The sequence below is a fragment of the Polynucleobacter sp. AP-Latsch-80-C2 genome, from assembly GCF_018882185.1.
Taxonomy (GTDB): domain Bacteria; phylum Pseudomonadota; class Gammaproteobacteria; order Burkholderiales; family Burkholderiaceae; genus Polynucleobacter.
The window spans coordinates 128,427-140,771 of record NZ_JACVOY010000002.1; the positions used below are offsets into that span (position 1 = coordinate 128,427).

The window sequence follows — 12,345 nt, forward strand, 5'->3', positions numbered from 1 at the left end:
AAAGTACCTTAAATAGGGTTTTTCCTAAAAATGAGCTCCTCCAGAACCTCTTCTGGATTGCAGACCAGCTTGGCCCCTTGCTGGATGAGCTTATGGCAGCCGCCCGAAAGTGGGTTATTAATAGCGCCAGGAAGGGCAAAAACCTCTCTTCCCATCTCAGCAGCAAGACGTGCGGTAATGAGTGAGCCAGACTTTTCTGCGGCTTCAATGACTACCACGCCCAACGCGAGTGCTGCAATGAGGCGATTTCGCCTGGGGAAGTGAAAAGGTTTTGGCCCCGCACCCAAGGGGAGTTCAGAAATTAGGAGCCCCTGCCGACTGATGGCCCTTGCAAGGCCCACATGCTCCCTTGGGTAAGTAAGGTTTAGGCCTGTCCCACAAACTGCTGCTGTTAAGTGGCCCTGTCCAAGCCTAAGGACTGCTTGATGTGCTGCCCCATCAACCCCCTTAGCAAGCCCCGAGATGACCAGGGCGCCCGCTTTTGATAGCGCTTGCGCGAAGAATGCAGCATGGCACAACCCGCTGCTGCTGGCTGCACGAGAGCCCACAATTGCAATCATGGGCATATTCAATAGGTGAGCATCTCCATGGATGAAGAGTTGCTTCGGGGGGTCATATAAGTCGTTCAGGCGCACAGGGTAACAACTATCGTTTCGCTGGATTTGTAGGATTGGTCTTGGGCAGAGGTTTTGCATCAAATGATTTTGACTTTCAAAAAAATTGCCACAATCAGCACGAGCTGATTGGTCTGTTGGATAATTCCGACATGGCTTTATTAACTGTCCTTTGCTATCCAGATCCGCGTTTGCATAAAGTTGCCAAACCCGTGGCACAAGTAGACTCGCGCATTAAAAAAATTGTGGCTGACATGGCTGACACAATGTATGAGGCGCCGGGTGTAGGTTTGGCCGCAACACAAGTAGACATTCATGAGCGCATTGTGGTGATTGATGTCTCAGACGAGCAAAATGAATTAATGGTTTTTATTAATCCAGAAATTACTTGGGCGAGTCCTGAAAAAAAATCATGGCGTGAAGGATGTCTCTCTGTTCCTGAGTTTTATGATGAAGTGGAGCGTCCTGCCCAAGTCAAAGTAAAGGCCCTAGACATTAACGGCAAAGAGTTTGAGATTGAAGCCGATGGTCTTTTGGCCGTGTGCTTACAGCATGAGTTAGATCATCTTCAGGGAAAAGTATTCGTTGAATATTTATCTATGCTCAAGCGCACGCGCATTTCACAAAAACTAAAAAAGCGCGCCAAAGAATTATTGGAAGAGCGCTAAGCGCCCCATGAAAATCGTCTTTGCTGGAACTCCACAGTTTGCTGCGCAAGCACTGCGGGCTATTGTTGATGCAGGCCATGAAATTGTATTGGTTCTAACGCAGCCTGACCGTCGTGCAGGTAGAGGCATGCATTTGCAAGCTAGTCCCGTTAAAGAATTTGCGCTTGAAAAGAATATTCCGGTTCTGCAGCCACAGACGCTTAGACGTAACAGTGCTGATATACAAAAACAAGCAGAGGCGGAATCTGCTTATCAGCAGTTATCTACGATCGAGTTTGATGTGATGGTGGTTGTGGCTTATGGCTTGATATTGCCGCAAGAAATTTTAGACATTACACAGCGTCCTGCGCGCTATGGAAGTTTTAATATTCACGCCTCTTTGCTGCCGCGTTGGCGGGGTGCCGCCCCCATTCAGCGAGCGATCGAAGCGGGCGACTCTAAGACGGGTGTTTGCATCATGAAGATGGATGCTGGTCTAGATACAGGCGATACCGTGTTGGTTGATGAGCTTGTCATTAATCCAGAGGAAACTAGCGCCACGCTGCATGATCGATTGTCGGCAATGGGCGCTAAGCTCATTGTGGAGACCTTAAATGCCTTAGAGCAAACAAAGGCGCTGAATAGCACACCGCAAAATTCCGATGGCATTACTTATGCTGAAAAGATCTTAAAAAGTGAAGGCGAGATCGATTGGTCATTTAGCGCACAGGAGATTGATTACAAAATTCGCGCCTTTAATCCCTTCCCGGGCGCAACAGCCACTATCGATGACCTCTCTTTAAAGTGCTGGACCTCTCGTATTCCTACCAAAGGGTCTTATAGCGAGAACGGACATGTGGGCGAAGTGTTAGGGTTTAGTGAAGAGGGCGTCCTTATTCAATGTGGACAAGGCGTCATTGAAGTTTTAGAAATGCAAAGACCTGGCGGAAAAAAAATGAGTGCAACTATGTGCATGCAATCACTGCTAGACCAAGAAAAAGTTTTACGCTTTCAGGCAATAACTCAGAGCAAATCCATTTGACCGATCAAACAAAACTCCGCAGCCTTCCCCTTTCTGAAGCCATTACTATCGCTGCACAGGCTGTGGGAGAAGTGTTCAGTGGTAGATCGTTAACAGAGGTTTTAGATCAGCTAGAGGCGCATGAGCGCCCCATTGTTCAAAGTCTCAGTTTTGATGCATTACGTAAGTGGGTGCGTTCACATGAGTTGATCAAAGAGTTCATACCTAAGCCACCACCGCCAGAGGTAGATCATTTGCTAAGCGTTGCCATTGCCTTATTTTTGCAGGGCAAAGAAGATGGCAATCATTACCCTGCACACACCATTGTTGATCAAGCCGTCAAAGCCTGTAGTGAATACGACAAAACCATGTATGCCAAAGGCTTGGTAAATGCCGTTTTGCGTAAAGTGAGTTTGCTAGTACAAAAATTAGAGAGCGATCAATATCCTCCTGACCCCATCCCGATGTTTGCACCGGCATGGTGGCGTGCAAATCTGAAGCGACATTATCCAAAGCAATGGCAATCAATATTGTTTGCTCAGGCAAAGCGTGCGCCCTTAATTTTGCGAGTGAATCAAAAACAGCACACACGTGTCGAATATCAGAACCTATTGAACGATGCCGGTATTTCCTCTGTTGGAGTTGATGAGGTCGCTGGAGTTCAACTGCCGTCAGCGCTGTTGTTGACTAAGCCAGTCCCTGTTGGAGAATTGCCAGGTTTCTACACCGGGGCAGTGTCCGTTCAAGATGCCGGTGCGCAGTTAGCTGCCGTATTGTTAAATCCACAACCTGGAGATCTGGTGTTAGATGCTTGCGCTGCACCAGGCGGCAAGACTGCGCACTTGTTAGAGCTAGCCGATTGCAAATTGCTTGCCTTGGAGCTGGATCAAGAGCGCTTGGGAAAAATTGGTGGAAATTTAGATCGTTTGCGCTTGCAGTCGAATTCCGTTCGCATCCAACAGGGCGATGGTTCTAAGGCTGGTTGGTGGGATGGCATAGCTTTTGACAAGATATTGCTAGATGCACCTTGCTCAGCATCAGGGATTGTGGCGCGTCATCCAGACATTCCATTTTTGAGGCGTGAGGCAGACATCAAGTCTTTACAGCAAAAACAGCGCGCCATTCTGAATCAAGCATGGAAGATGCTCAAGCCAGAGGGACTCATGCTCTATGTCACCTGCTCAATCTTTCCAGAAGAGGGTGAGGAGCAGGCTATATGGTTTGCTGCAGAGCATAGCAATGCGGTACGATTAGCTGCTCCAGGGCAAATTTTGCCTACAGAAGTAAATGACGGGTTTTACTACGCCTTGTTTAAGAAAAATGGACCATGAGCCACAGAATTAAACAATTTGTCCTTTTGGGTTTGATGTTGTTGGGCATCTTTGCGACAACAGTCAACGCCGAAGGAATCAAAATTAAATCCTTTGAGTTAGAAAAGGTAGAGGGCGACTGGCTATTAAGCGCGTCTTTTCAGATCGAGCTAGCACCAGGCTTAGAGGATGCAGTAGAAAAAGGCGTGGTCTTATATTTCCAAACAGAGTTTGAGTTAACCCGTGGGCGCTGGTATTGGTTTGATGAAAAGTCCGTGATCGCTCAACGACAAACGCGGCTTTCTTATCAGCCACTGACACAGCAATATCGAATTGCTTCAGAGGGCTTTACATTTTCAGCGCCAACCATTGCTGAGGCGCTACAAGCAGTTGGAAGCGTTGGCGGCTGGCACGTTATTGATAACGCTCAGCTTGACCAAAGCAGATCCTACCAGGCAGGCCTGAGGATGAATCTGGATCTGAGCAAGTTACCAAAACCGTTTCAGGTCAATGCATTAAATAATCGCGATTGGAGTGTATCCAGCGACTGGTACCGCTTTCCTTTCTCACCTACAGGCCCCAATTTAATTAAGCGATGAGATTATTTAAGCTCGACTTTTTGGTAACCAAATCTTGGAGAAAAAAAGTCATTCCAATGGCGATCGGAATGATTGGCGCTTTTGCTTTGCTCCTATTGGTATTGCTCTCTCTCGCATCATCCAATACTCAATTTTTCGATAAGTACTTTATTTGGCTTTATGCCGCCAATGTAGTGATCGGCATTTGTTTAATGCTGGTTATTTTGATATTGGTTGGGGTAATTGCGGTTCGTTGGTATCGAGGACACTTCGGTACACGCTTAATTGCCAAGCTCGCCATGATCTTTGCTTTGGTTGGCGTGGTTCCGGGTTTAATCTTATATGGCGTTTCATTGCAGTTCGTCTCACGGAGTATTGAAACTTGGTTTGACGTTAAGGTTGAGTCTGCGCTGGAGGCGGGCCTAGAGCTAGGTCGCGCCACATTGAGTAGCTCCTTGTTTGAGCTTCAAGATGAGGGGCGAATTGTGATTGAACAGATTCGCAGTATTCCCAATCAAGCAAGTCCAGCTGAACTAACGCTGTTGCTATCGCGGATGCGGGATCAGTTCGGCATTCAAGAAATTACCATTTATGACAGCCATCAGGCTGTAGTTGCAACGGCCGCCTTCGGAGCGCTATTAAAGCAATCGCCATCACCAAGCGCTGAGATGATGAATCAAGCATCTAAGATTGGTGCCGTCAAATATATTGAAGAACCTTCTGCCTTGAATGGCTCGCAAGAATATCAATTGCGTGTGATCCTGCCCCTAGTTAAAGACGGCACCACAAGCACGCGGGGTTTTGGACTTAATACTCAATACCAAAAAGAACTTTGGTATTTGCAATTGGTAAAAACAGTTCCCGAAGGCATTACTAAAAATACCCAAGCAGTCCAAGCCGCCTATAGCGACTACCAAGAAAAGTCCCTGGGTCGATCAGGGCTACGAAAAATGTTTGTTGGAACGCTCACGCTGACTTTGTTCTTTGCCGTGTTTGTGGCGATTACCTTAGCGCTTACCTTGGGGCGTCAATTAGCGCGTCCTTTATTGATGCTCTTAAAGGGCACCCAAGCAGTTGCGCAGGGTGACTTATCGCCCAAGCCAGAACTCGATACGGGTGATGAGTTAGGGATGCTCACTAGGCAATTTAATGTGATGACCAGACAGCTGGCCGATACACGCACTTCTTTGCAAGAATCCAAATCCTTCTTAGAGACCGTGCTGGGAAATTTAACGGCTGGCGTATGTATCTTTGATAAAGATTACAACGTGGTTTCTAGTAATGCAGGAGCAGACCGTATTTTTGGGCAAGACCTCGCCAGCATAGGAGGCATGCCTTTAAGCCACAGTCCAACCCTCTTGGAGTTTGAAGAAGCGATTAAGGGGGGTTTTGCCACCATGAAGCTTGCGGTTGCGAGTGAGGGTACAGATAAGCCTAGTAAGACGGATAAAGCCCAAGCCAGTGGCGCAGTCTGGCAAAAACAAATTCAGCTACATGCTACCAACGAGTATGAGAATGAGCTTGGCGTGACTTTGTTCGTTCGCGGCACGGAGTTAACGCCTGAATTGCGTATGGTGGTTTTTGACGACATTACCGACGTAGTAACAGCGCAAAGGTCTATCGCTTGGAGTGAAGTAGCGCGGCGTTTAGCACACGAGATTAAAAATCCATTAACGCCGATTCAGCTCTCCGCAGAAAGACTGCAACATAAGTTGGCGGGTAAGTTGAGTCCTGAGCAAGAGGACATGATTAATCGGAGTACAGAAACCATCATTGGCCAAGTGCAGGCTATGAAAGAGATGGTTAATGATTTTAGAGATTTCGCGAAGACACCAAGTCCGCAGCTAAAGCCTATTTCCATCAATACCTTGACCAAAGAGATCTTGGGTTTGTATGAGGGTAGCCCCATTCGAACACAGTTGGATCCAGGTTGTCCCGATATCATGGGCGACCCTACACAATTGCGACAAGTGATTCACAATTTGCTCCAAAATGCCCAGGACGCTACGCTAGAAGGTGAAAATCCTGATGCATCTGTTGAAGTAAAAACAGAGTTGGTGCCTTATGGCGAGCAAAGTGGAAAAGTACAAAATGCAGTGCGCTTAACAATAAGTGATAGTGGAACTGGTTTTCCAGCTAAGATATTGGCAAGAGCATTTGAACCATATGTAACGACGAAGAGCAAAGGTACTGGATTAGGTTTGGCAGTGGTTAAAAAAATTATTGAAGATCACTCTGCCAAAATCGAAATACGAAACCGTATGCAGGGAGATGTAGTGGTTGGCGCACAAGTATCAGTTCTATTTATGAATCTAGCAAAAGAGGCAGTCTAAGCATGGCTAGTATTTTGGTTGTGGATGACGAGATGGGAATTCGTGAGCTTCTCAATGAGATTCTGACGGATGAGGGGCACACTGTTTATTCGGCAGAGAGTGCGGTACAAGCTCGTACCATTCGCGAGCAGATGCGCCCTGATCTCGTGCTATTAGATATTTGGATGCCAGAAACCGATGGGATTACTTTGTTGAAGGAGTGGTCTAAAACTGGTCACCTCACGATGCCAGTAGTCATGATGTCTGGCCACGCCACGATTGATACTGCAGTTGAAGCCACGCGCATTGGCGCTCTGAATTTCTTAGAAAAGCCTATTGCCCTTCAAAAGCTACTGAAGACAGTGAACAAAGCTTTAGAGCTTTCACCAAAATACGTTGAGCCCGAAGAAGAAAAAGCAATTCAAGCTAGTGCTAGCGCTGTACCAAAAGCTGCGGCAAGTGAAGCGCCTGCTCAGGCAGCCCCCGAAGGCGAATACATCAGTGGGATTGCAAAAACGTATTTTGATCTGCCTCTTAGAGAAGCCCGTGATCTCTTTGAGAAAGCCTACTTTGAACATCAAATGCAAATGATGGGCGGTAGCATGACCAAGATTTCTGACTACACTGGTCTCGAGCGTACCCACTTGTATCGCAAGCTCAAAGCCTTGGGCATTGACACCTCGCGCAATAAAGGTGAAAGTCAATAAAGCACCCCCAATCGCAGTAAAGAGCCTTAAGCATCCTCATTCTTTTTTACAGCAGAATATCGATGACAAGAGACGAGATGATCATTGATCATTCCGCTAGCTTGCATAAAGGCATAACAAATAGTTGTGCCTACAAACTTAAAATCAGCTTTTAGCAATGCCTTGCTCATAGCATCTGATTCGGGCGAACTTGCCGGTACCTCGCTTAAAGAACGACGCTTATTTTGAATAGGTTTGTTTTTAACAAATGACCAAAGAAATTGATTAAATGGTTGCCCGCTTTTTTCTAGCGCCAAATAAGCTTTAGCGTTACCAATCGTGGCGGCTACTTTAAGGCGATTGCGAATGATTCCAGGATTTGATAACAATTCTGTGACCTTCTGATCGTCATATTGAGCGATCTTCTTTGGGTCGAAATGGTTAAATGCTTCGCGATAACTTTCACGTTTCTTTAATACGGTAGACCAAGAAAGGCCAGCTTGGGCACCCTCTAATATCAGCAATTCAAATAACTGCCTGCTGTCATGAAGTGGAACCCCCCATTCAGTATCGTGATACTGGCGATACAGATCAAAACCCTCACACCAGGGGCAGCGAATCAGTGTTTTCATAGCTTGATTCTAAGGGGTTGATTAGACGGCGATAAAAGACCAGTTCGCCCTAGACCAAGCAGAGTAAACAACCTTTTCCAGCCTAAATGATAGTTTCATTTATAATTCCCAGTCTTGGCCTGGTAGCTCAGTCGGTAGAGCAGAGGATTGAAAATCCTTGTGTCGGTGGTTCGATTCCGCCCCGGGCCACCAAGAATTCAAAAAGAGAGCTTCTAGCCCTCTTTTTTCATTTGAAAGTTAGCATCGACACTATAAATCTTTTTTTTATTCTGGAGTAGCTAATAGTCAAGGCAATGCAACTAGGGTGACTAACCCAAGCTTGTTATCCAAAGAAACAGCCATATTGATCGGCATCAATAACTTGTAGTGCCTCATTGAGATCTTTTGAGATTGGATTTGGCTCATAGGCTTGCCATTTTCCGCTGGCTCGCATCCAATAAATATGCCACAGAGCCTCAGACTGTATATACCGAAATTTTACAAACGGTCGTCGAGTTAACTCTCCTGGTTTTCCACGCCACAAAGGGCGAACTTCAAAAACACTTACAGTCTGGCCATCGATTTCGTAATCGTAATCAAGATCTTTTTTGATTTCAAGTGGAGCCAGAAGCAGACACCACTGCCCGACCAAATAGTCAATATCCCCTAGCTGTTCAATGCTAAATGCCATATCTGATTAGTTGTCCCAGAAAGTAAAACTGATCAATCAATTTTATTTCAAACATAGCCATTATGAATTATGGGTGAAATGATTACAGTAGATATAGACGTCCTCAGACTAAATGAAGCTCAACTCTCTTGCCCAAGGCCGCCGCATACTTTCTTAGGGTAGTTAGGCTTGGGGAATGTTTGCCGGTAGCCAGAGAGCTTTCTAATCTAGCAATAGCCGGGGTTTGCGTTCCCATCTTTTTTGCCACTTGAGCTTGCGTTAATCCAGCCTCTTTCCTTGCCGTAAGAATCTCATCAAGAATAGCAAATTCAGTGCGATCAAGTTCTTTGACTGCGGCTTTTACAGCTGGCTTTTTAAGCATTTTGCTTATCATTTGTTTATGGGTAAGCATTTTTGTTTTCTTCTGTGTTGTCATTTTTTCCACTCCTTCATACGTGCTTTCGCAATCTTTAATTCTTTCTCAGGCGTCTTTTGAGTCTTCTTAATAAAGCTATGGAGCATCACTATTTCTTTCTCCACCATCGTACAAAAGAAAACTCGGGCGATACCTTCAGCCCCTTTAAGTCTTAATTCAAATAAGCCGCCGCCAAATGAATCCGTATGAGGCAAGCCTAAATTCGGCCCATGCTCAATCATTCGAGTGGTCAATCCAATATAGCGAGCTTGAAGCGTGTCGGGAAGATTCATAATGTCTTCTTGAACCTGCTCGCTGTAATAAAGGATGGAATAGCTCATCCGTGTATGTTAACAAATTTGTTAACATTGAGCAAGAGTAAATTGTCTTTTAAAGCAACAGTCTAGAGGCGGAATTAAACATCCTCGGCCCTGGTCTATTCCGCCCCGGGGCACCAAACTCAAATAATGCCCTGCTTCGTGCGGGGCATTTTCTTTTGGTCAGGCGGACTTGTTCCTTCTAATTAATATATGTACAATGTACATATAACTTAGTTACGATTTGAATGGGAACCCAGAAAAGCTTCAGCCAATCTGAAGAAACACGGTATTTCATTTGAAGAGGCGAAATCTGTGTTTTATGATGAAAGTGCTAAGTTAATTTCCGACCCCGATCATTCGGAGGACGAAGACAGATTTATCTTGCTGGGAGCAAGCCATTCTCTTCGTGTGATTTTGGTTTGCCATTGTTATCGAAGCGAGGGTAATATCGTTCGTATTATTTCGGCTCGTAAGGCAACCCCTAAAGAGTCAAAAGCTTATTAAAGGTGATGAAGATGCGTAAAGAATATGATTTCTCAAAAGCCCGTAAAAATCCATATGCTTCTATGCTCAAGAAGCCCATAACCATAAGATTGGATGAGGATTCAGTGAGTTACTTCAAATCTGTATCAGAAGAAGTTGGAATTCCTTATCAAAGCCTCATTAATCTCTATTTGAGAGATTGTGCCGCTTCGCATAAGAAATTAAACCTTAGCTGGAAGTAGTCTAGGGGTAGGATGAGAATCTCCTAAGGTCTTGGTCGATTCCGCCCCGGGCCACCAAGAAACACCAAAACCACCTTCGGGTGGTTTTTTATTTGTGGAGTCTGCTATAAATTGACTAATCATCAATGGAGCCGATATGACCCAATCTTCGCGCCGTAATTTCTTAAAAACATCAGCCATTAGTTCTGTGGCTATTGCTGGGAGCTCTGGGGCCGTAATTGATTATGCTCAAGCACAGACAAAAACTTCAAAATTCAACATTGATCAAAAAGCAGCAGAAATATCTAAAAAATTATTTTCTACTGATGGCCTCGCAATACCAATTGCTACCAAGCCCACTATTTCAAAGCTAGCAACGGGCTTAGATCGCACGATGGTACTTGGTGGTGGCGGAGAATATTACATCGCTTGGTATTGTGGATTTTTTCATGGACTGTATGAGGCCGGATTGGATATGGCTCAAATACCAGAAATGGTTGTCGGTACCTCTGCTGGCTCCTACGTAGGATCATCGCTGCTATCTGGCGAGTTTTATCGCCTGCGCAAAGAGTTTGATTTTTTTGGAAAGTTCCCAGAAATATTTTCTAAAATGGCGCCAGTAGCGACTCCCAATATTAGCCAGATGAGAGCCGATCAAATTAATATGAGCGCTACTGATGGCAGTATTGAGACACGCAAAATAATTGGTGCTGCTGCCTTAGCCGCTGACAATAAATTAAATAGTAATCGCATCGAAAAATTAGCGGCATTATTAACAGGCGATAGTAAAACAAATTGGCCGGTCAGTAGGATGTTTACAACGGGGATAGATTGCTATACGGGCGAGCGTTTGGTTGTAGGCCAGCAAACTGCCCAAAAAAATAATATTGCTTTAGCACATGGCGCGGCGGCAAGCAGTTCATTGCCGGGGGTTGCTGGACCAACATTATTGGGTCAGCGCTATGCTATGGATGGTGGTATTTGTTCTAATCCTGCCCATGTAGATTTGGTAGCTGGATCCAAGAGAGCATTGATAATTACATTGACTAACGGCTCTACAGGAGCAATTCTGACAACAATTCCACACCCAATTGCCCAAAATATTAAAGACGTTGAGATAACAGGCACAAAGGTAAGGTGGATTATTGCGGGCACGCCTCCCGGCGTCAATCTTCTTGATCCAAAACAGATTGAGGGTGCGTTACGAACTGGGTATGAGCGCTCAAAAATTGAGGCCCCAGGTATTAAGGCGTTTTGGGCGTAGGATTGGCATCCCAGGTCCTGGTCGATTCCGCCCCGGGCCACCAAGAAATACCAAAACCACCTTCGGGTGGTTTTTTATTTGGGCCGACGGATGAGGATCTATTGGTCGGGACTAGAATGAGGAATAACCAACAAGAGGGGGTGTTATGAGTTCTAAGAAATTTGTAGTTGGACTGCTATTTGGCCTTTCAGTGTTTTCCTTGGCCGGTGCGGCAATGCCCGAACCACCAAATCCATTGGCAAACAGCAACCTGACATTTGATCAACGCCTTGAGCAAATGAAACAAACTGATGCCGCATTGCTTAAGGCAACTCCAGAAGAGCGTAAAGAATACTGGCATAAGATGCGCGATCAAATGAAGGCTTTAAGCCCTGAAGATCGCAAGTTGGTTCACGAGAAAATGAAGGCTCAATGGCAATCAATTACTCCTGAGCAAAAAGAAAGAATGAAAGCCGAGAGAAAGGCTTTCTTTGATGGATTAACGCCTGAAGAGCAGGCTGAGATGAAGGCCCGTAAAGCCAAATGGGAAAATATGAGTCCAGAAGAAAAACAGAAGTGGCATAAGCAGTCTAGCTAGGATTGGGCATCTTAGGTCCTGGTCGATTCCGCTCCGGGCTGCCAAGAAATATCAAAACCACCTTCGGGTGGTTTTTTATTTACAACAGATTTATTCCAAAACTTTTCATCACCAGGGCAAATAAGCCAAAGCAGATGGCTGTTGCCACTACACACGCACCCATGGCCACCCAGAACCCTAGCCTTGGTAGCAAGTAAGGAAACAATAGAAACATTGGTAGCGTTGGAATCACATACCAAAATGTGTAATAGGCGTGATTAGCAATTTTTTCATCAGGTTGATTTTCTACATAGAGCCATACCAGAGTTAAGAGTGTCATTAGTGGCAATGCCGCAATAAAACCACCTAACCTATCACTTCGTTTGGCAATCTCAGAAATGAATACAACCATTCCTGCTGTTAATAGATACTTTGTAATGATCCAGGTCATTTGGGCCTTTAGGGGAAATAGTTATTCAATAGTCTAAAGCAGGATTAAGCATCGTTTACCTTGGTCGATTCCGCCCGGGCCATCAAGAAACACCAAAACCATTTTTGGGTAGTTTTTAATTTGTGCCTTAGAGTTTTATGTGTGCTGGCAGGCTCTATGGGTTAAGCTATTTCCATGGATAAAAAT

Annotated in this window: 15 protein-coding genes, 1 tRNA gene and 1 pseudogene; 11 read left to right on the forward strand and 6 right to left on the reverse strand. The window is 45.3% G+C overall.

Going from position 1 to position 12,345, the window contains the following annotated elements; all coding sequences use genetic code 11:
* Nucleotides 1-8: 8 nt before the first annotated feature.
* Complete coding sequence (gene dprA / locus ICN47_RS03020; RefSeq protein ID WP_255538905.1) at nucleotides 9-695, reverse strand: DNA-processing protein DprA; 687 nt, start codon at nucleotides 693-695, stop codon at nucleotides 9-11.
* Nucleotides 696-766: 71 nt separating this feature from the next.
* On the opposite strand from dprA, the gene def reads away from it, so the two are divergent.
* From def to ICN47_RS03050, 6 genes are read left to right on the forward strand one after another with little or no spacing between them, the layout of a single operon-like run.
* The gene (def, locus tag ICN47_RS03025) at nucleotides 767-1,282 is read left to right on the forward strand and encodes a peptide deformylase (RefSeq protein WP_216218396.1); all 516 of its coding nucleotides are present in this window, start codon (nucleotides 767-769) and stop codon (nucleotides 1,280-1,282) included.
* Between the two features lie 7 nt (nucleotides 1,283-1,289).
* Nucleotides 1,290-2,303 (forward strand): methionyl-tRNA formyltransferase, encoded by a 1,014-nt coding sequence (gene fmt, locus ICN47_RS03030; RefSeq protein ID WP_216218397.1) that lies wholly within the window; start codon nucleotides 1,290-1,292, stop codon nucleotides 2,301-2,303.
* Nucleotides 2,300-3,613, forward strand: a complete 1,314-nt coding sequence (rsmB, locus tag ICN47_RS03035; protein WP_216218398.1) for a 16S rRNA (cytosine(967)-C(5))-methyltransferase RsmB — start codon at nucleotides 2,300-2,302, stop codon at nucleotides 3,611-3,613. Before fmt ends, rsmB begins: the two co-directional genes overlap by 4 nt.
* Nucleotides 3,610-4,191, forward strand: a complete 582-nt coding sequence (locus tag ICN47_RS03040; RefSeq protein WP_216218399.1) for a DUF4390 domain-containing protein — start codon at nucleotides 3,610-3,612, stop codon at nucleotides 4,189-4,191. The genes rsmB and ICN47_RS03040 overlap by 4 nt, the downstream gene beginning before the upstream one ends.
* Nucleotides 4,188-6,503, forward strand: coding sequence for a PAS domain-containing sensor histidine kinase (locus ICN47_RS03045; RefSeq protein WP_216218400.1), 2,316 nt, complete (start codon nucleotides 4,188-4,190; stop codon nucleotides 6,501-6,503). The genes ICN47_RS03040 and ICN47_RS03045 overlap by 4 nt, the downstream gene beginning before the upstream one ends.
* 2 nt (nucleotides 6,504-6,505) lie before the next feature.
* On the forward strand, nucleotides 6,506-7,189 hold the full coding sequence (locus ICN47_RS03050; RefSeq protein WP_216218401.1) for a response regulator: 684 nt from the start codon (nucleotides 6,506-6,508) through the stop codon (nucleotides 7,187-7,189).
* A gap of 26 nt (nucleotides 7,190-7,215) precedes the next feature.
* Here the strand turns inward: ICN47_RS03050 and ICN47_RS03055 are convergent, their stop codons facing one another.
* On the reverse strand, nucleotides 7,216-7,800 hold the full coding sequence (locus tag ICN47_RS03055; RefSeq protein WP_216218402.1) for a DNA-3-methyladenine glycosylase I: 585 nt from the start codon (nucleotides 7,798-7,800) through the stop codon (nucleotides 7,216-7,218).
* Between the two features lie 116 nt (nucleotides 7,801-7,916).
* Between ICN47_RS03055 and ICN47_RS03060 the strand changes: the two genes are divergently transcribed.
* Nucleotides 7,917-7,992, forward strand: a tRNA-Phe gene (locus ICN47_RS03060).
* A gap of 130 nt (nucleotides 7,993-8,122) precedes the next feature.
* On the opposite strand, the gene ICN47_RS03065 is transcribed toward ICN47_RS03060, so the two are convergent.
* The 3 genes from ICN47_RS03065 to ICN47_RS03075 all read right to left on the reverse strand — a co-directional run bounded on the left by ICN47_RS03065 (nucleotide 8,123) and on the right by ICN47_RS03075 (nucleotide 9,205).
* Nucleotides 8,123-8,470, reverse strand: a complete 348-nt coding sequence (locus ICN47_RS03065; protein ID WP_072582001.1) for a DUF3024 domain-containing protein — start codon at nucleotides 8,468-8,470, stop codon at nucleotides 8,123-8,125.
* Nucleotides 8,471-8,573: 103 nt separating this feature from the next.
* A complete protein-coding gene (locus ICN47_RS03070) occupies nucleotides 8,574-8,885 on the reverse strand; it encodes a helix-turn-helix domain-containing protein (RefSeq protein ID WP_370623372.1) in 312 nt (103 codons plus the stop codon).
* Nucleotides 8,882-9,205 carry a type II toxin-antitoxin system RelE/ParE family toxin gene (locus tag ICN47_RS03075; RefSeq protein ID WP_072582000.1) on the reverse strand — a complete coding sequence of 108 codons (324 nt, stop codon included), beginning with the start codon at nucleotides 9,203-9,205 and terminating at the stop codon, nucleotides 8,882-8,884. The genes ICN47_RS03070 and ICN47_RS03075 overlap by 4 nt, the downstream gene beginning before the upstream one ends.
* A 237-nt stretch (nucleotides 9,206-9,442) precedes the next feature.
* On the opposite strand from ICN47_RS03075, the pseudogene ICN47_RS03080 reads away from it, so the two are divergent.
* From ICN47_RS03080 to ICN47_RS03095, 4 genes and pseudogenes are all read left to right on the forward strand, one after another.
* Nucleotides 9,443-9,688, forward strand: a pseudogene (locus ICN47_RS03080) (BrnT family toxin); the annotation flags it as partial.
* A gap of 11 nt (nucleotides 9,689-9,699) precedes the next feature.
* A complete protein-coding gene (locus ICN47_RS03085) occupies nucleotides 9,700-9,909 on the forward strand; it encodes a BrnA antitoxin family protein (RefSeq protein WP_068949841.1) in 210 nt (69 codons plus the stop codon).
* Between the two features lie 136 nt (nucleotides 9,910-10,045).
* A complete protein-coding gene (locus tag ICN47_RS03090) occupies nucleotides 10,046-11,152 on the forward strand; it encodes a patatin-like phospholipase family protein (RefSeq protein ID WP_216218403.1) in 1,107 nt (368 codons plus the stop codon).
* Nucleotides 11,153-11,297: 145 nt separating this feature from the next.
* On the forward strand, nucleotides 11,298-11,729 hold the full coding sequence (locus ICN47_RS03095; protein WP_216218404.1) for a DUF3106 domain-containing protein: 432 nt from the start codon (nucleotides 11,298-11,300) through the stop codon (nucleotides 11,727-11,729).
* 79 nt (nucleotides 11,730-11,808) lie between these two features.
* Here the strand turns inward: ICN47_RS03095 and ICN47_RS03100 are convergent, their stop codons facing one another.
* Nucleotides 11,809-12,159: a DUF3147 family protein gene (locus ICN47_RS03100; protein ID WP_216218405.1), complete on the reverse strand. Its 351-nt coding sequence runs from the start codon at nucleotides 12,157-12,159 to the stop codon at nucleotides 11,809-11,811.
* Nucleotides 12,160-12,345 lie beyond the last annotated feature (186 nt).

What these genes read in the sequence shown, in the direction of transcription:
- dprA (WP_255538905.1), bottom strand. Translation starts at nt 695, where the DNA reads ATGCAAAACCTCTGCCCAAGACCAATCCTACAAATCCAGCGAAACGAT.
- def (WP_216218396.1), top strand. Translation starts at nt 767, where the DNA reads ATGGCTTTATTAACTGTCCTTTGCTATCCAGATCCGCGTTTGCATAAA.
- fmt (WP_216218397.1), top strand. Translation starts at nt 1,290, where the DNA reads ATGAAAATCGTCTTTGCTGGAACTCCACAGTTTGCTGCGCAAGCACTG.
- ICN47_RS03040 (WP_216218399.1), top strand. Translation starts at nt 3,610, where the DNA reads ATGAGCCACAGAATTAAACAATTTGTCCTTTTGGGTTTGATGTTGTTG.
- ICN47_RS03045 (WP_216218400.1), top strand. Translation starts at nt 4,188, where the DNA reads ATGAGATTATTTAAGCTCGACTTTTTGGTAACCAAATCTTGGAGAAAA.
- ICN47_RS03050 (WP_216218401.1), top strand. Translation starts at nt 6,506, where the DNA reads ATGGCTAGTATTTTGGTTGTGGATGACGAGATGGGAATTCGTGAGCTT.
- ICN47_RS03055 (WP_216218402.1), bottom strand. Translation starts at nt 7,800, where the DNA reads ATGAAAACACTGATTCGCTGCCCCTGGTGTGAGGGTTTTGATCTGTAT.
- ICN47_RS03065 (WP_072582001.1), bottom strand. Translation starts at nt 8,470, where the DNA reads ATGGCATTTAGCATTGAACAGCTAGGGGATATTGACTATTTGGTCGGG.
- ICN47_RS03070 (WP_370623372.1), bottom strand. Translation starts at nt 8,885, where the DNA reads ATGACAACACAGAAGAAAACAAAAATGCTTACCCATAAACAAATGATA.
- ICN47_RS03075 (WP_072582000.1), bottom strand. Translation starts at nt 9,205, where the DNA reads ATGAGCTATTCCATCCTTTATTACAGCGAGCAGGTTCAAGAAGACATT.
- ICN47_RS03085 (WP_068949841.1), top strand. Translation starts at nt 9,700, where the DNA reads ATGCGTAAAGAATATGATTTCTCAAAAGCCCGTAAAAATCCATATGCT.
- ICN47_RS03090 (WP_216218403.1), top strand. Translation starts at nt 10,046, where the DNA reads ATGACCCAATCTTCGCGCCGTAATTTCTTAAAAACATCAGCCATTAGT.
- ICN47_RS03095 (WP_216218404.1), top strand. Translation starts at nt 11,298, where the DNA reads ATGAGTTCTAAGAAATTTGTAGTTGGACTGCTATTTGGCCTTTCAGTG.
- ICN47_RS03100 (WP_216218405.1), bottom strand. Translation starts at nt 12,159, where the DNA reads ATGACCTGGATCATTACAAAGTATCTATTAACAGCAGGAATGGTTGTA.